Below are 16,736 nucleotides of genomic sequence, written 5' to 3'. Positions count from 1 at the left end.
AGCCAAAGACACCATCCAAGTCCTCGACGTCTCCCAACTCCTCCTCAAATCCGTCAAAACCCCACCCGACAACCAACCCCCAACAAACGGAACACAAACCGAGAACGAGCCACAACCACAACCCACCACGTGACAGCCGGGGGCGCTCGCACCCCGGTCCACGCCTGGGCCGAGGCCGCCACCCCTCACCTTCCAGGCCCTCGAATGACCCGAACTCCGATTGAACCTGTGCGACCCGCAGCCGGCGATGGGATTCATCCAGGTGGTGCTCCGGCTCGGATCAGGAATCCCAGGTCCACGGGCTTCTTGACCCTGTAGGCGTGTTCCCCGGCAAAGAACAGGACCGCGGTATGGGTCTCGCACACCTCCGCGCGCGGCGACTGTCTCCCCTGGTGGCCTGGCTCAGTCATGGGAGACGACGGCAACAGGACAGCGTCCGTGGTGGATGGCGGCATGGGCGACCGGACCGAGGTGGGGTGTCCCACCCTGCCGGTGCGCGCGTCGTCGGCCCACGACCAGCAGCCCGGCCCCCTCGGAGGCCTGGACGCCGGCCTTGGCGGGGTTCACGAGACGGATGCTGTCGGCCACTTCCACCTGCGGGTACTTCTCGCTCCAGGGCCGCAGCACCTTGCTCAGCTCCTGCTGTGCGTCCCGCGTCAGCTCCTCGGCCACGTCGTGATCCACTCCCCAGGGAAGACGCGCGTGGAACGGCACGCTTCGGCCGTGCACAGCCATCAGCGCAACCTCCCGGGCCGCTGCTGAACGGAACGCGAAATCAAGCAGTCGGTCACTGGATCCGTTCAACTTCAGCGCCACGACCACACGGCCGGCGGGCGCCGGATCCGCTCCCACATCCCGTGCCTCGGCGCGCACGAGTACCACCGGCCGCTCCGCCCGTGCCACGACCGGCATACTGACGTCGCCCAGGAAGTAGCTCTCCACGGTCCCCAGCCCGTGGGAGCCGAGCACCGTCATCTCCGACTCCGACGCCGCCTCGAGCAAAGCCTCCTGCGCGTCACGGGCCACAAGACTCCCCACAACGGTCAGGCCCGGGTGACGGGCCTGCGCCTCGGCCCGCGCCGTGTGTACAAGACGCTTCGCCCAGTAGTTCTGATCGACCTCGGACGAGGCGTGCGCGGGCTCCGGCGTCAGCAGGGGCCACGCATGCAGCAGACGCAGCGTGAGCCTGCGCTTGTCGGCCTCGTCGGCGGCCCAGCGGGCGGCGGCGAGACTTGCGGGTGAGCCATCGAGGCCCACGGTGACGACCGATTCCATGGCGGCGGCCTCTCTCTCGTTACGACGCGGGACACGACGGTCGATCACGGTGAACGAGCCCGACGGCGGACACGCTCCGGCAACCGCCGATATGCCGAACAAGGTGCTTCCCTCCTTCGAGAAGTACCCCAATCGCCTCCGCACCGCATGTGGAACCGGGGCCGGATACCGAGCCCCGGGGGCCTTCGGCCCCTGCACCGAACCCCTCGTCGGTCGACGGTGGTGGAAGGTGGTGGGGGTCGGCCGGCGAGTGGCTGGAGGCCGACTCATGGACGCAGAAGGTTCGCCGTACACATCCGGTCCGCCGTCGAGGCGCGGCGCTGATGCGCCCAAGGGCGCGAACTCACTGAGACGTACGTCCGGCGCGGCGAACGCCGAGCCAGATGCCGTCGGGCGACACCCGCGATCTGGCGCTCCCGCTGGCGGGGGTGCCGTTCCCAGGCGTGTACCAGGTGCAGCCTGTGGTTGGTCCGGTTAGCCTCGCGCTACGGCCCGGGCGGGGGCAGAGGCTGCCCGGTCCCCTCCGGGGCCGTCAGGCCCTTCTCTCTGACGCCCGCCCCCGCTCCGGAAGAACGAGGCGACAGGTGTCGCCCGGTTGCACGCTGACCGCCCGGTCCGGCAGTCGGATGTCGATCGGTGAGCGGTCGGACGGCGGCACGGTCACCTCCAGCGCTCCGCGCTCCAGACGTAGGCGCGCTGCGCCCTGCCTGACCAGCAGAATTCAAGGGATCACGTTCGGTTGCGACACGGCTTCTCACACCTTTAGGCCGATTGGCCGGTGGAGGGAGTGCCTCTGCGGGTGATCGGGCACCCATGTCCCGTCCGGGCCCCCGGGCATCTTCGAGCTACTCCCCAGACCCCCATCGGAGCCTCGCATGGAACCAGTCGCCGTCCCCAGAAACTGTCCGTTCGACTACGCCGAGGCGCTCGAGTTCGACCCCGTGCTCAAGCACTTGATGACCGAAGAGCCCGTCTCCCGCATCCGGCTGCCCCACGGCGACGGCGAAGCCTGGCTCGTCACAGGCTACGACGACGTGCGCACGGTGACGACCGATCGGCGTTTCAGCCGCAGCGCCGTCATCGGCCGGAATTTTCCGCGCATGACCCCTGAACCCATCGTTCAGGACGAGGCGATCAACGTGATGGACCCACCGGGCAGCAGCCGCCTGCGCAGCCTGGTCTCCAAAGGCTTCGCGCCCCGCCACATGGAACGCATGCGGGTCCGCACCCAGCATGTCGTGGACGAGCTGCTGGACCGGATGGAGGAGCACGGTTCTCCCGCAGACCTCACCGAGCACCTGGCGGACCCCCTGCCCCTGGCCACCATCTGCGAGGTCCTCGACATCCCCGAGGCCGATCGCGCCCAACTGCGGTCCCACGCCCGGACCATGATGGACACCGCCGTCGACAACCGGGACAACGCCGTACAGGCCAAAGCCGACCTGCGTGCCTACTTCGAGAGGTTGACGGCACACCGGCGTGAGAACCCCGGCGAGGACCTGATCAGCGCTCTGGCCGCGGCTCGTGACGGAGATGAGATTCTCAACGACCAGGAACTGGCAGTTATGGCCATGGTCCTGCTCATCACCGGCCAGGACACCACCACCTACCAGATCGGGAACATCGCCTACGCCCTGCTCACCCGTCCCAAGGAGCTCGCCATGCTGCGCTCCGACCCTGGGATGCTCCCGCAGGCCATCGAGGAACTGTTGCGCTTCATCCCCTTCCGCAAAGGCGTCGGCATCCCCCGCGTCGCCACCGAAGACGTGGAACTGAGTGGGGTGACGATCCGCGCGGGGGACATCGTGCACGTCTCCTATTTGACGGCCAACCGTGACGGACGGAAGTTCGACCGTCCTGATGAGCTGGATCTGGAACGCACTGGTCCGTCTCACATGACCTTCGGCTGGGGTGGGCATCACTGTCTCGGCGCTCCGCTCGCCACCACAGAACTGCAAGTCGCACTCGGAACCCTTCTGGAGCGCTTCCCCGACCTGCAGCTCGCGAAGCCGGCCGAGGACGTGCGCTGGAACAGAACGTCGATCTGGCGCTATCCGCTCGCGTTGCCTGTCATCTGGTGACCGCGGCGCCCGGCTGGCGCCAGCGCCAGCGGCACTGCGCCCCGCACCGCCGGGCCCCGCGGCGGGGCGCAGTGCTCGGCTCCGGGTGTGAATCGCCCGCCTGCCGGCGATCAAGGGTGGTTCAACGGTCACATAGAACCTGATCCCTGATCCTCCTGATTCGTGACGGGCACGGCGGAATTCGGGATCGGGGGACCTGGTCATCGCGGGCCTCGCGGCGGCCGACCCTCGGCCCGGGCCGACCCTCGGCCCGGGCCGGCCCGCGGCCCGGGTCGGCCCCCGGCGGCCGCTTCTGTGTGGTCTTCGGCCACCAGCCCCCGCCGGACGAAGGACGGAGCCGCTCCTCCACCGAACCAGAGCCTTGGGGAATTACGTGAAGTCACCCCTGGGAAAAATCAGGCAAAACAGCGACGTGGCGCCGACCCGAAATACGCGAGCGTCCTCACCGCCTCGCCACGGCCGAGAACACGGCTGTCACCGAGGCGCCGGTCAGGAGACGGCCTGCAATGATCCGGAGCGTCCCGTTGTGCTTCTCGCTCGACGTGCGACGCTCACCCTCCCGTCGTAGCGTGAGTCGGACGGCTGATCAAGCCGTGGCGGTCGATTTCCGCCCAAACGGGGAGAAGTTAATTCTTCGACATCTGCCCCGACCGCGCCCGTGCCAGGGGCATCGAAACCGGCGCCGGAACCCAACAGGTCTGTTCGCACCGTTTCCGCGCGACGGATCCCGGGTGACTGCCGCCGGAAGACGAATAGCCCGCATCCGGCCAGGGCCCGACTATGTGGACCACATCCGCGGGAGGCATTCCATGGCGGTTCTCTGCAAGCCTGCGATCCAGGTACCCGAGTACGTCATCACCAACGAAGAAACCCTCGAGCTGGCGCAACGGTTGCACGGCGACCATCCGCAGCTCGATCTGATCCTCAGCCTGATCGAGCACACCGGCGTGCAGAAGCGGCATCTGATCCAGCCGATCGAGAAGGTGCTGCAGCACCCGGGCTTCGACGCCCGCAGCACCACCTACGAGGCGCACACCAAGGCCCGCGTTCCGGACGTGGTGCGCCGGGCGCTCGACCAGGCGGAACTGGAGCCGCAGCAGATCGACATGATCATCTACGTCTCCTGCACCGGCTTCATGATGCCCCCGCCGACCGCATGGCTCATCGGCGAGATGGGGTTCCGGCCGCAGACACGGCAGATGCCGATCGCGCAACTCGGCTGCGCAGCAGGCGGCGCGGCCATCAACCGGGCACACGACTTCTGCACGGCGTACCCCGACGCCAACGTGCTCGTCGTCGCCTGCGAGTTCTGCTCGCTGTGTTACCAGCCCACCGATCTCGGCGTGGGATCGCTGCTGTCCAACGGCCTGTTCGGCGACGGAATCGCCGCGGCCGTGGTCCGGGGCAACGGTGGCACCGGAGTCCGCCTGGAACGCAACGGCTCGTACATCATCCCGAGCACCGAGGACTGGATCTCCTACGCGGTCAGGTCCACAGGTTTCCACTTCCAGCTCGACAAGCGCGTGCCCGGGACCATGGAGCCACTCGCCCCGGCGCTGCAGGCTGTCGCGGAACAGCACCAATGGAACGCCAGCAAGATGGACTTCTACATCATCCACGCGGGCGGTCCGCGCATCCTGGACGACCTGAGCCTCTTCCTCGACGTGCCACCCGAGGCGTTCCGCTTCAGCCGCGCCACGCTCACCGAGTACGGAAACATAGCCAGCGCGGTGGTACTCGACGCCTTGGCCCGTATGTTCGACGAAGCATCAGCCCTTGATGGCCACCGCGGCCTGATGGCCGGCTTCGGGCCCGGCATCACTGCCGAGATCGCCCTGGGCACCTGGACCGTGGAGTCCGAATCCTGACGCACCGCCATGCTGTCTCGACGATGGGGACCGGGTCACTGTTCCAGGTCGGTGAACTCGGTTCCCAGGCCCTGGGCGCGGCGGCCGCTGTCGCGGAAGCAGACCTCGCCCGGGGCCTCGGGCAGAGATGTCGCACAGTTGCTGCTCCTTTGCCTTGCTCGTGGGCTTCGAAGGGGCGGGCGGCGTGCCGCGTGCGTACGACATTCGCAAGTTGCCACATAGGCAGGCTTGCTGTCGCTGTGGCCGAGGCTGCAGGCGTTGGACTTGACCAGCTGAACACCGATGCCACCGAAGCTGGTTGAGGCAGCCAGGGGTGGTCGCGCTGCCGAACGGCGTGAAGGTCACCGAGTACTGGGTCGCCAAGGGCGTCGCCCTGCGGATCCTCAAAGCCGTGGACGGCAAGAGCGCCGTCCTGTTCGCACTCGTCCTGGTGGTCTGCGCACTGTTCATCGGACAGGCCGCCCTGGCGTCCGTACGGTCCCGTCGCACCGAGATCGGAACCCTGCGCTGCGTCGGTTGGAGTGCTCCGGAGATCCTCCGGCTCATCCTCGGTGAGCTGGCGTTGATCGGATTCGGTGCCGGCACGCTGGGCGCCCTTCTCGCCTACGGCCTGGGAGCCTCGCTCGAACTGCCCGTCTCCGCGGCCAAGGCGGCTGCCGTGCTGCCGATCGCTCTGCTGCTCGCGCTGAGCGCCGGACTGCCGCCTGCCTGGCGGGCCACCCGCGTCCAGCCGCTCGACGCCGTCACTCCCCCGGTCACCGGCGCCCGCCGCGCAGCCACCGCCCGTTCCCTCGCCGGCCTCGCGCTGAACAACCTGCTGCGCGTGCCCGGCCGGACGGTATTGGGCGCGGCCGGACTCGCCCTCGGCGTCGCCGCGTTCACCGTGCTGCTCACCCTGACGCTCGCTTTCCAGGGCGAGGTCGCGGGCTCGTTGCTGGGCAACGCGGTCGTCGCGCAGGCCCGTACGGCCGACTACGTCAGCGTGGCCCTGACCTTGCTGCTCGGTGCCGCCGGCGCCGTGGATGTCCTGCTCCTCTCCCTGCGCGAACGGGCCGCCGATCTCGCCGTGCTGAGCGCTTCCGGCTGGTCGAGGCGCGAACTCGGCCGCTTCGCGCTGTACGAGGGGATTGGGCTGGCCCTGCTGGGCGGCCTTACGGGCTCTGTCGTGGGCCTGACCACCGTCCTCGCGGTGGGCCGAGGGCTCTGGGACGGAAGGTTCCTGACGATGACCGGAGCAGCGCTGCTGTCCACGCTGGCGGGCATCGGCCTGGTCTGCGGGGTCCTCGCGCTCGGTGTCCGGACGCTGCACCGCACCTCACCGGCCCACCTGCTGGCCGGGGAATGAAGGGCGCGACCGCCCGCGGCGGCGATTCCCCTGCTGCGGCGAGGGCAGTGGGCGGTCGCGCTTGTTCCGGCCCGCGATTGTCAGGCACGGAAGGTACGAGGAACGGCTCTGGCGCTGATCTGCGGGCGTCGGCCGGTTGATCATGGCGACAGGAGGATGCGTCGTCGTAGAGGGACCCGCGACGAGCGGAGCAGCGGCCGTGGACAGGGGCGCCGCGGTCAGCCGCTCCTTGAAGCTCGCAGTGCGCGATCCGAAGTCCCAGTCGGCGGGAATCGTGAGCGCCATGACCAGCGAAGCGAGTCCGGTGAGGACGGAGACCAGCCCCAGTATGGCGCCACGCCACGCCCCCCTCCCCCGACGAACAGCGCGGCGGTTGTGACGATCAGATACCAGATCGTCACCGCCGACAGAAGGCCAGTCCTACTCTTGCAGGTCATGCGGCTCCCCGACGGCCGGGCCGGGGTCGGACCGTCCGGGGTCGTGGAGTGAGCGGCTGATCTCGTCGAGTCTGTCGAGCCCGGCCTGCACGGCCTCCAGTTCGTGTTCGAGGGAGGTGAGGTCCGGGGCGTCCGTGGTGACGTCACCGACCGCATGGAGCGAGACCAGCAGGGAACCGCGTTCGGCGGCGGCCTCCAGGCGCAGCACGGTCGATTCCAGCGTAGCCATGAGGAGTTCACGCAGCTCCGCCAGGCGTTGCAGGGAGGCGGCGCGTTCACCGATCGCGTGGGCGGACGCCTCCTTGGCCTCTCGCATCGCTCCCTGCGAGGCCCGAGCCTCCTTCTCCAGCCTGCCCTGCTCGTCACGTAGCGCCTGGTGGTCGGTGCCCGCGGTGGTGGCGTCGATGACGCGGACGGCCTCGGCACGGGCATGGAGTTGGTCGGCCGCGGACCCTACGAAGGCGACGGCCGCGGTCAGCGCCTCGGTCAGGGTGGCGGTGGTGCTGTCGCTCCGGTGGCGGTCGAGCCTGCCGACGGCGGCCGAGGCGCGCTCCAGCCACAGCCTGGCGTCGGGAGGGGGCTCAGGCCGCTCGGAGCCGGAACCACGCCACGCGGGCCGTGCGGGGCCGGGCCCCGCGGACGCGGTCGATCGCCCGGCCTCGGTGCCGGGCCGGCGGGTCAGCCGGTCGGTGACGGTGTGGGCCGTCCAGACCAGAAGACCGATGGCGGCGCCCGCGGGCAGGGCCGCCGCGAGCCCGGCTCCCGCCAGGCCGGCTGCCGCGGCGCCCGCCGCGCCCAGGAGCGTGGCCGCGGCGGGTGGGAGATACCTGCCGTTCATCGGGTGCTCAACTCCTTTTGGATGGCTAGAAGTTGCTGATGACGGAGACCATCACCTTGTCGATGACGGCGGGATCACGGGCGTCGTACGAGGTGGCCTTGGTGGCTGCGGAGATCTCACTGAGGGTGTCGAAGTCGGCCTGGTCGCTGAACGCGACGGTGAACACGCGTACCGAGCGCTCCAGTTGGGTGGCGTCGATATCGCGCAACAGGGCGTCGAGATCGTTGTCGGCCGGGTATTCGTTCTTGCCGTCGGTCAGGACGACCACGGCGTTGATCCGATCGGCGTCGAGTCCGGAAAGGGCGGCCTGTTGGGCGGCGCGCACCGTGGTGTACAGGGCGGTGCCGCCTTCGGCGCTCAAGCCGTTGATGGACGTGACGAGTTGGCTCTTGCCAGCCTTGATGGGTCGGGGTGGCAGGATCTCCCGGTAGGGCTCGCGGTGGTCGGCGGTCTCGGTGGAGAAGGCCCACAGGCCGACCTCGTCGTCCGGGTGATACAGGCCGAGCGCGGCCACGGCGGCCTTCTTGGCGGCCTCCATCCGGCTCTGCCCGCCTCCGGCGGACTGGTTCATGGAGCCGGAGACATCCATCACCAGCAGAACCCTCGCCTTCTTGCGCAGTTCGTCCCAGCTGTCGAGGATCGCGCCGAGTACCTGCGCGGAGGGCGGGTCGATGAGGGACAGCTTCCGCTTCCCCTCGTCGGGCAGGCCCACCGAGGCCGCCAGTTCGCGCCCCGCGTTGCCCTCGTGGTCGCGGAAGCCGAGCTGCTGGAAGCGGCGCTGCTGGGCGGCTTCAAGGAGGAAGGCGCTGAAGTCCGCGGCTGCCGCACGCTGTTCCCTGCTCGCCGAGGGCAGTACGACGAAGGGGTGGTCGAGCATGAGAGTGCCGTCGTCCGGGTGCACGGCCACCAGCGGCACCTTCGGCTTCTTGCCCTTGCCGAGGAGTTTCACGTCGCCGGTGGGGCTGCCTTGGTTGTACAGGTGGATCAGCTGCTCCTGGACGGTGACGGCGCTGGCATACGAAAGTGCCTGGCCCTTCGCGTCCGCCTCCGCAAGATTGGCCATGTACGCGGTCGCGTCGGAGGCGTAGTGGAGCACACCGGCTTCGACTCCCGACACGAAGGCCCGGGACTTCGGGTCCGTGACCTGGTCCAGGGTGAGATCGCTCGATCGGCCGGTGGCGGCGTAGAACGCGGCCACGGTCGCCGCGAGGCCCGAGGTGGAGGTGTGCGGGTTGTCCTTGCCCAGGGAGAAGCGGCCCCACTCGGGGTGGCCGAGCGAGCCCCAGCCCTTCTCGGTCAGCGACAGGATGTCCCGCCAGCCGATCTTCTTCTCCGGCCAGCCCACCGCCTCGGCCATGGGCCGGGGCATTGCGATGGCCAGCGGGCTGGTGGCGAGGGAGACAGGCTTGTCGCCGGTGAGGACGGTACGGTCCGACGTGGTGCCCTTCTCGGTGAGCAGCGTCAGCCACAGCGAGGAGGTCGGCGTCCACGCCTGCGGCTCGGGCGCGCCGTCGCGCTTCTCGTCCCAGCCCTGCGCAAGCGCGTCCATGGCGACGCCCGAGCTCGTCTCTGACACCGTCACCCGGGCACACTTGCCGTCCGCCAGCTCGCGCCCCGAGGCGTTGTACTTCTGCGCCAGTTCTCCGAGCAGATCGCCTTTCTCCGTGGAGGAATTCACCTCCAGACGAACGCCGCAGTCCGGTCCGGAGCCGCCGGAGACCTCCCTGGTCACCAGAAACGTGGCGAGTATCGCCACCAGTCCCATGGCGGTGGCCACCAGTAACGGCAGCCTGCGCGGCCCTTGTTCACCCGTGCGTCTGTTCATGCTTCCCCCCTGAATCACTCACGACCCGTCAGGTGGGACGGCTGAGGCGGACAGGCGAACTGTCCGCCCCACGAACACCTGTCGTAGGCGCCGGTTTACCCGTCCTGCCGATGACTGACGCACGAACTGCCATGCCGGTTGCACCTGTTGACCCTTGCGCTCTGTGGGTGCGCGGTTGGGGGTGGGGTGTGGCCGGTGGTCCACCGTACGGTGCTCGGTCCACGGCCGAGCACCCCACACGGTCTTCTCCGACGGAATGACCAAGGTGACGTCCAGATCGCCCGGCAGGCGCACCCCGCGCACGCCGCCCGCGGAGTCGATGACCACGGCGTCCGCCTGTTCCTGCGCGGCGCGCAGCCCCGTCCGCTCGGTTTGTGTGGGAGGGGACGCGGCGGTGGCCAGGCAGGACGTGAAGGACAAAGTCATCTATCTGGGGGCTGCGGGGACCTGGGCAAGCGGTTCCTGCTGGCCCGCGTGCGCACCCCGGCCGCATCCCGGCTGGGGACCTGCTGCGTGTAGCAGAGGTGCCGGCCGTAGTCCGAGGTGGCCTCAAGGACCACCACCTCGCCCCTGCGCTCGAGCTGCCGTCAGGCGATCATCACACCCCGGGATCACTTCCTTGCCGGTCGCGGTCGGCCGGACAGCCCATCCGGCCGCCGACTCCTCGACCAAGAGCAGTCCGAGACCACCTTCCGTCAGGCGCAATCGGCGAGAGACGACCGTCGGAGCGGCCCCGCGGGCGCGGGGCCGACTTCTGGGCCCGGCGCTGCTCGGCAGCTAAGGTCGGAGCATCCCCGCAGGCGCGGCCCCGCGGGCCCAGGCGCGGCCTTCGCATCGATGAAGCGACGCTCGACACTTCATGGCTTTCATCACATTTCACCCTTTTACGGGCAGGGATCTGCCTATAAGTAGGTTTACTCATAGTTGCGCTCTTTCGGCGATCAACACAGGGATGCCCAGACCAGCGACAGGGAGAAGCGCTTGATCACGCTCGACAGACGACGCACCGGGAAGATGGTTACGGCCGGAGTGCTCGGGGGTGTACTCGCAGTCACGGCTCTGGGCGGCACAAGTAGCGCTGCCACCGGCGGCAACGATGCCGGGAACCAACCGACCTCGCAGGTGCCGGCAAAAAGGGCGGGCACTCAGGAAGCCTCCGACGCCCGAATAGAGATCACGCCCGGACAAGGCGCCTACAACGTCGGGATCAACGGCCCAGTCGGTGTAGCCGTCAGTAACGGCAAGCTCACCAAGGTGACCATGACCGCTGTCGCGACCGGCGCCGAGATCCCGGGCACCTTGTCCGCGGACGGCACCGACTGGAAGCCGAACGGCCGACTGGAGCGTGCCACCAAGTACCAGATCGCCGCAGAGGCCGCGGACGCCAAGGGCCGCTCCGCCACCGGTAACGCCACGATCACCACGGTCTCCCCGGCAAACGACTTCATCGGGCACCTCTCCCCCATGAACGGCTCGACCGTCGGCGTGGGCATGCCGGTGTCGGTCAACTTCAACACGGCGATCAGCGACAAGGCCGCCGTGGAGTCGGAGATCCAGGTCAGCTCCAGCAGCGGCCAGAGGGTCGTCGGTCACTGGTTCAACGACCACCGCCTGGACTTCCGCCCCGAGAAGTACTGGAAGTCCGGCTCCACCGTCACCGTTTCGCTCAACCGCCACGGCCTCCAGAGGACGGTCACGTTCAAGATCGGCCGAAGCCAGATCAGCACCGTGGACGCGAAGACGAAACAGATGACCGTCGTCCGGGACGGCAAGACGATCAAGACCATTCCGATCTCGTCAGGCAGCCTCGAGCACCCCACGTACAACGGCCAGATGGTGATCTCCGAGAAGTTCAAGCACATCCACATGAACGGTGCGAGCGTCGGCCTCACGGAGAAGGACGGCAAGCCCTCGTACGACATCAAGGCCGTGCCGCACGCCATGCGCCTGACCGACTCGGGCACGTTCATCCACGGCAACTACTGGGGTACCGACTCGGTCTTCGGCAAGGTCAACACCAGCCACGGCTGCGTAGGCCTGGAGGATGTCAGGGGCGGCGGCGATGGCAGCCGACCCGCCGCGTGGTTCTTCGACCACTCGATGACCGGTGACGTCGTGATCGTCAAGAACTCCACGGACAAGACGACGTTGGCGCCGGACAACGGATTCAGCGACTGGAACATGCCGTGGAGCGAGTGGGTCGCGGGCGGTCCGACCACCTGACCTCACGCCACTCCACCAGCCGAACCGGCATGCCTTCCGCCAGACGGCGGCGACACAAGTGCAAGGACCACGGGAACCCACGGCTCGTCGCACATCGGTCGGGGCAAGATCGGCAGGGCCTCGGTGCGACATCCCGCGGGTTCTCCAGAGCTCTGCCGGGTTCCCTCACCTCGCGCTGGAGACTCCAGCGGCTGGGGGCCGAGATCTCGCCCATCCGGCATACGCGCGGTGCGGTGCGCGAGTGGTCGCACGAGGGAGCATTGCCGCCTGTGGCCCGCTTCTCAAGCCGCTTCCGGCTGTACGACGCCGAAGTCCGTGGCCCGCGTCGAGCCGGTCCGCACGCTCCGCGAGCTGAGTCTCGGCGCCACTTCACGTGAACGAAGCCGTCGAGGCCGTCACGACGGGCCCGCCGCCTGGGCTTCCTCACCTGCCACTCCCCTGTCGTCCGCTCTCTTCGCTGAGGCGGTCAACCGCCCACGGCAGGAGCTCCTTGGCAACCGCGAGGCTGAACGGCCGCATCAACGAACGGAGTTCGGCGGCCGCGGCAGAGCCGAGATGGACATAGGGCAGGGCGGCCAGCCTGTCGGTGGTCTGCTCGATCTCCGCCCGGCGCCGCGCACCGTGCTCGGTCAGAGCCAGGCGGGGTCCGTCATCGAGCCATCCACGCTCACGCAGGTTCCGCACGGCCTGTTCCCAATGCTCCGGCGTCCAACCCCGCGAGTCGCGCAGCACCCCCGCGTCGATCTCCCCTGTGGCGGCGTGCGTGACGAGAGCTTCGAGCCCGCTCAGTCCGGCAGTCAGCAGTGCTGCCACGTGGCCGTCGCCGCGGAACTCCCGCAGCAGCGTCTGTGCGTGCCAGAGCACAAGGTGGGGCGTGCTCGGCCACGGCAGTGCCGCGTGCGCGGCGAACAGGGGGCGGCCTTGTGGGTGGCACACGGCCGCTTCAGCCGCGCTGCGGGCCAATTCCGCCGCTCGAGCCAGCGCCGGTGAGGAGATGTCCGCGCCGAGGATGCGGCGGAGCGTGGTATCGATCCCGGAGAGCCTGGCGGCGGCGAACCGCTGCGGCGTGGCGGCTTCCCATGCCGCGGGTATGGCCCGGCGCACCAGCTGGGGGTTGAAGTTGTAGAACGTGGCGATGACCAGATCCGCCGGAGCGGCGCCGAGCGCGGCGGAGCGGGACGCGAAGTATCCCGTCCTGGCGTCCACGCCCAACGCGGCGTACTCATCTGCGGCTTCGGGCGAGAAATAGACACCCCCGTGATAAGGCTCGAGAGTTCTCCAGGTCTTGCGCGCAAGGGCCAGGCTGTCGCGGTTCACGTTCTGTGTCATGTGCGGCTCTCCATCCAGTGGCGGATGAAACGTTGTGTTGATCGAGCACGCGACGGCCCGTGGAGCATATCCAGGCGTACCGTCCGGTTGGTACGTTATCCGAATGCGGCTCCGGCGACCACTGCCCTACAACCGGTTCTCCGCACCCGTTCACGCCGACCACGCACTGCGCACCCAACTCGCCTGCGCGAGCGCCTGGTCGCCGAGGCTCTGCACACGAGCGGTGCCTCCGCTCTTGACTTCACTGGCGCGTCCACGAAGTACAGCGACCAGCCGGCTGCCCAGCGCATGGCCGACCTGCTCCAGAACCCCCGCCCGGTGCTGGGGGACGTCGCTGACGCCTTCCGGATCGCGCTGCGCAGGCTGTACCGCACGCGGAACGTCGTCCTGCACGGCGGCGCCACCCAGGGCGTGGTCCTAGAGGCCTCGCTGCGCACCGCCGCACCGCTGGTCGGCGCGGGCCTGGACCGCATCGTGCACGCCGCGTATGCCGAAGACCTCGGCCCCCTCGACCTCGCGGCCCGTGCCGAAGTCGCCCTCACCCTCGTCAACGGCGAGACCAGGCTTTCCGTCGTCGACCTCCTGGAACCTGCCTGACCGGCCAGTTCGAGCAGTGCGACGCCGTACGCCCTGGCCCACTTCGAGTGAGCGCCCCGCCCAACGACGGTGCGCGCTCTCGGCGCGCTTTCTACGCAAAGGACCCTCGCTGAACGATCCGTCAGTCGGTTTTGCCGGGCTTATTCTGCTTCTCTTTTCCGGACTCGGCTTTTTCTGCCTTGTCCGGCTTACTGGATTTTTTGTTGGGTGTCGCCGGCTTCGTTCCGGCCTGTACCCCGCTCTCGGACGTGCTGTTGGGAAGGGTGCCTGTCGCGCTGACTGAGTTCGGACGCGCGCTGCCAGAAGTGGACCGGGCACCTCGCACGGAGGGGGCATCACCGAGTAGCCCGTCGGAGGTGTCGTGTGCCGAGGTCGGTGGATCCTCGGGTGTTGCGGAAGCGTCGTTCCCTTCTGCGGAGCTGCCTTCGGGGCCGGCATTCTCGGTAGGGCGGCTGACGACGGCCCGTGTCGTGTTCCCGTCGCTTCCCCGGTGCGGAAGGCCGTCGGTGACGGCGAGAGCGGCGGCCATGACGGTGGCGAGCGCGACGGTTCCGCTGGCCACCAGAACCCTGCTGCGTGCAGGAGCCGCTTTGGGAGCGGCTCGGTCTGGGGTGGGCAACGCGTGCAGGTGCGTCGCGTCGTCATCGTGCGCCAGTTCCCGACTCGCTGCGAAGGCTGTGCGATTGGCCGTGGGCGCGGGCGTTGTGGGCGCGGCAGGTGCGGAGAGGGTCGTGTCGGCCAGGGGCGCCAGTTTGCGGGCGCAGTCGAGCGCCGACGGACGGTTCTGCTCGTCCAGGGCGGTCATATCCCGCAGCAGGACGAGGAGTTCGTTCGGCAGGGTGCTGGGCACTTCAGGTTGGCGGTGGAGTCGGGCGATCGCGGCCTCGAGAGGGCCGCCGCCGTACTCGAGCCGGCCCGTGAGGCATTCGAGAAGCACGAGTCCGAGGGCGTAGATGTCGGCAGGCCGACCAACGGATTGGCCGCGTACTTGTTCGGGGGCGAGGTACGCAGCTGTGCCGACGAGTGTGCCTGTGGCGGTGCGGGTGGTGGCGTCGACCAGCCGGGAGATGCCGAAGTCGGTCAGATAGGGACGGCCCGACGCGTCGAGAAGGATGTTGGAGGGTTTGACGTCACGGTGAACGATCCCTGCTTCATGGGCGTGAGCCAGGGCCTGGGCGAGGCCGGCGCCCAGTGCCGCGGTGTCTTCGCAGGGCAGAGTGCCTTCGGCGATGCGGGCTTTCAGCGTGGAGCCTTCGATCAGTTGCATGACCAGGAAAGCACGGCCGTCATGCCGTCCGGCGTCGTAGGCGGTGACCAGCCCGGGATGCTGCAATCGGGCAAGGATCACCGCCTCGCTTCGGAAGCCCTCCTCCGATTCGACGCCGGTGCCGGGCCGGAAGACTTTCACCGCCACTGCTCGTCTCAGACGTAGGTCGAAGCCGCGGTAGACATCTGCCGCGCCGCCCGAACCGATGCGAGCGTCCAGACGGTAGCGGCCGGCCAGGATCTCGGCGGAACACCGGGAGGCCAGCGCCAGAGCCGATTCGCGAAGCCTCATTCGATCTCCTCATGCGTCGAAGCACCATTCCTGCGGGCACCCGTTGCCGAGGCACGCTGGACGCAAGTACCCGCGAGTCGCCGCGCTACCCCCGAAGCGCTTGGCAGCCGGACATGCCCAGGCGGGGGCCGGGTCAAGGAGCGAGGGGGAGGTATGGGAGAGCATCTGATCAAGGTTCACGCCGATGTGCGCGGGATGTCCGTTTCGATTCGCCAGGTTGGTATGGATTCTCCGGTCAGTTCGCGGGACATTTTGTTGGCCATCGCCCAGTGGATCACCGCCCTCGATCTCTGGTCGTCGAGCAGGCGTTTGCCGCCGGCGGTGTTGTGCACGGTCGCGACGGTGACCAGGACGACCAGCACCAGACCGAGCGTGTCCGCGACCAGGTGCCGCTTGCGAGGCCGAGGCCGAGGGCGGTGCGGATGGAGTCGGCGCTGACCGCGGGGGACCTCCAGGCGGCGTTCGGCGTCGCCGATGATCTCGCCGATGAGGTGGTGGGCTGTACGGGGGTGCGGATGCGTCCTGGGCGACAAGGCGTGTGGCTCCCGAGCCGTGCGGCGCGAGCTGCAACGACGGCGCATCATGCCGGTGATCTCGCCAGGTGGGCGGCGCGCGCCGCGCAGCCCTGCCTGTCTAGGATTTCGGGCATGGCGAAGCGCAAGGTGCACCGACGGGCGCGGAAGATCCTCGGCGAGGAGCCTGTGGCCCTGGTCTGGTGCGAGATCCACAAGCCCATTCCCGTACCGCCCAAGGAGGTTCACCGTGCCGCGGGCAAGGGGCGGCTGAAGCCGGGGCATCACTGGCTGCTGTACGTGGGCGCCACGGTGTTCTTCTTCGTCGTCGTGCCGATGATCCTGATTGACAAACTCGGCAAGAAAATCGACCGAATGCTGGGGGCGAGGCAGGAACCGCACCGGCAGACGCCAGGGACGCGGAACAACGCCGGCCCGCAGCGTTCCACCCGTGACCGAGGTTCGGCGGGCGGTCGCGCGGCCCATCCGGCCGACGGCGTCTTCGACGGCGACTGGCACCTCACCGCCGGCCAGCTTCTGTTGCGCTGGTACGGCCACTCGCCCAACCCCAAGCGACTGGTCATGCTGGCGCACGACCGCATCTGTGTGGCCGCCTCCCCGCGCCGCAGGTTGTCGCCGACCAGAGCCGACGACTTCCGGTCTGTCGCGGAGTTCCCCCTCGATGCGGCCCGGACCGAAGGCGAGGCGGGCCAGCCGCGCGGGTTCGCCACCTTCAGGATCCGCTTCGCCGACGGGTCCTGGCTCCAGGTCGGCCGGCTGGGCGAGCCGGAAGACGCCGATCACTTCCTGCGCACGGTCAGCGCCTGATCGGCCGCCGTCGGCTCGCC

Annotated in this window: 12 protein-coding genes; 6 read left to right on the top strand and 6 right to left on the bottom strand. The window is 68.7% G+C overall.

The features are described 5' to 3' along the window. Window positions 1-402 precede the first annotated feature (402 nt). Window positions 403-1,275 (bottom strand): universal stress protein, encoded by an 873-nt coding sequence (locus ACIRPU_RS41655; protein ID WP_403877623.1) that lies wholly within the window; start codon window positions 1,273-1,275, stop codon window positions 403-405. Between the two features lie 875 nt (window positions 1,276-2,150). Between ACIRPU_RS41655 and ACIRPU_RS41650 the strand changes: the two genes are divergently transcribed. The 3 genes from ACIRPU_RS41650 (at window position 2,151) to ACIRPU_RS41640 (ending at window position 6,569) form a co-directional block, all read left to right on the top strand. Beyond that, window positions 2,151-3,356 (top strand): cytochrome P450, encoded by a 1,206-nt coding sequence (locus tag ACIRPU_RS41650; RefSeq protein WP_403877620.1) that lies wholly within the window; start codon window positions 2,151-2,153, stop codon window positions 3,354-3,356. 809 nt (window positions 3,357-4,165) lie between these two features. Next, complete coding sequence (locus ACIRPU_RS41645) at window positions 4,166-5,224, top strand: type III polyketide synthase (RefSeq protein ID WP_403877632.1); 1,059 nt, start codon at window positions 4,166-4,168, stop codon at window positions 5,222-5,224. Between the two features lie 298 nt (window positions 5,225-5,522). Continuing rightward, window positions 5,523-6,569: an FtsX-like permease family protein gene (locus tag ACIRPU_RS41640; RefSeq protein ID WP_403877617.1), complete on the top strand. Its 1,047-nt coding sequence runs from the start codon at window positions 5,523-5,525 to the stop codon at window positions 6,567-6,569. A 420-nt stretch (window positions 6,570-6,989) separates the two neighbouring features. On the opposite strand, the gene ACIRPU_RS41635 is transcribed toward ACIRPU_RS41640, so the two are convergent. Further along, entirely contained in the window at window positions 6,990-7,844 is an 855-nt protein-coding gene (locus ACIRPU_RS41635) for a hypothetical protein (RefSeq protein WP_403877614.1), read from the bottom strand. A gap of 25 nt (window positions 7,845-7,869) precedes the next feature. Further along, window positions 7,870-9,669: a substrate-binding domain-containing protein gene (locus ACIRPU_RS41630; protein WP_403877611.1), complete on the bottom strand. Its 1,800-nt coding sequence runs from the start codon at window positions 9,667-9,669 to the stop codon at window positions 7,870-7,872. A gap of 1,014 nt (window positions 9,670-10,683) precedes the next feature. On the opposite strand from ACIRPU_RS41630, the gene ACIRPU_RS41625 reads away from it, so the two are divergent. Further along, complete coding sequence (locus tag ACIRPU_RS41625; RefSeq protein WP_403877629.1) at window positions 10,684-11,892, top strand: Ig-like domain-containing protein; 1,209 nt, start codon at window positions 10,684-10,686, stop codon at window positions 11,890-11,892. Between the two features lie 423 nt (window positions 11,893-12,315). Here the strand turns inward: ACIRPU_RS41625 and ACIRPU_RS41620 are convergent, their stop codons facing one another. Continuing rightward, window positions 12,316-13,221, bottom strand: a complete 906-nt coding sequence (locus ACIRPU_RS41620; RefSeq protein ID WP_403877608.1) for a hypothetical protein — start codon at window positions 13,219-13,221, stop codon at window positions 12,316-12,318. A 288-nt stretch (window positions 13,222-13,509) separates the two neighbouring features. Here ACIRPU_RS41620 and ACIRPU_RS41615 point away from each other — a divergent pair, with 288 nt between their 5' ends. Then, a complete protein-coding gene (locus ACIRPU_RS41615) occupies window positions 13,510-13,818 on the top strand; it encodes a hypothetical protein (RefSeq protein ID WP_403877605.1) in 309 nt (102 codons plus the stop codon). A gap of 121 nt (window positions 13,819-13,939) precedes the next feature. Here the strand turns inward: ACIRPU_RS41615 and ACIRPU_RS41610 are convergent, their stop codons facing one another. Together ACIRPU_RS41610 and ACIRPU_RS41605 are read right to left on the bottom strand one after the other, a co-directional pair. After that, window positions 13,940-15,376: a serine/threonine-protein kinase gene (locus ACIRPU_RS41610; protein ID WP_403877602.1), complete on the bottom strand. Its 1,437-nt coding sequence runs from the start codon at window positions 15,374-15,376 to the stop codon at window positions 13,940-13,942. 176 nt (window positions 15,377-15,552) lie between these two features. After that, on the bottom strand, window positions 15,553-15,738 hold the full coding sequence (locus ACIRPU_RS41605; RefSeq protein ID WP_403877599.1) for a hypothetical protein: 186 nt from the start codon (window positions 15,736-15,738) through the stop codon (window positions 15,553-15,555). Between the two features lie 285 nt (window positions 15,739-16,023). On the opposite strand from ACIRPU_RS41605, the gene ACIRPU_RS41600 reads away from it, so the two are divergent. Next, window positions 16,024-16,716, top strand: a complete 693-nt coding sequence (locus ACIRPU_RS41600; protein WP_403877626.1) for a hypothetical protein — start codon at window positions 16,024-16,026, stop codon at window positions 16,714-16,716. The last annotated feature ends 20 nt before the right edge of the window (window positions 16,717-16,736 follow it).

The sequence above is a fragment of the Streptomyces sp. NPDC102259 genome, assembly GCF_044766465.1.
Taxonomy (GTDB): domain Bacteria; phylum Actinomycetota; class Actinomycetes; order Streptomycetales; family Streptomycetaceae; genus Streptomyces.
This window is presented reverse-complemented; position numbering and strand designations above follow the sequence as displayed.

What these genes read in the sequence shown, in the direction of transcription:
- ACIRPU_RS41655 (WP_403877623.1), bottom strand. Translation starts at nt 1,275, where the DNA reads ATGGAATCGGTCGTCACCGTGGGCCTCGATGGCTCACCCGCAAGTCTC.
- ACIRPU_RS41650 (WP_403877620.1), top strand. Translation starts at nt 2,151, where the DNA reads ATGGAACCAGTCGCCGTCCCCAGAAACTGTCCGTTCGACTACGCCGAG.
- ACIRPU_RS41645 (WP_403877632.1), top strand. Translation starts at nt 4,166, where the DNA reads ATGGCGGTTCTCTGCAAGCCTGCGATCCAGGTACCCGAGTACGTCATC.
- ACIRPU_RS41635 (WP_403877614.1), bottom strand. Translation starts at nt 7,844, where the DNA reads ATGAACGGCAGGTATCTCCCACCCGCCGCGGCCACGCTCCTGGGCGCG.
- ACIRPU_RS41630 (WP_403877611.1), bottom strand. Translation starts at nt 9,669, where the DNA reads ATGAACAGACGCACGGGTGAACAAGGGCCGCGCAGGCTGCCGTTACTG.
- ACIRPU_RS41625 (WP_403877629.1), top strand. Translation starts at nt 10,684, where the DNA reads ATGGTTACGGCCGGAGTGCTCGGGGGTGTACTCGCAGTCACGGCTCTG.
- ACIRPU_RS41620 (WP_403877608.1), bottom strand. Translation starts at nt 13,221, where the DNA reads ATGACACAGAACGTGAACCGCGACAGCCTGGCCCTTGCGCGCAAGACC.
- ACIRPU_RS41615 (WP_403877605.1), top strand. Translation starts at nt 13,510, where the DNA reads ATGGCCGACCTGCTCCAGAACCCCCGCCCGGTGCTGGGGGACGTCGCT.
- ACIRPU_RS41610 (WP_403877602.1), bottom strand. Translation starts at nt 15,376, where the DNA reads ATGAGGCTTCGCGAATCGGCTCTGGCGCTGGCCTCCCGGTGTTCCGCC.
- ACIRPU_RS41600 (WP_403877626.1), top strand. Translation starts at nt 16,024, where the DNA reads ATGGCGAAGCGCAAGGTGCACCGACGGGCGCGGAAGATCCTCGGCGAG.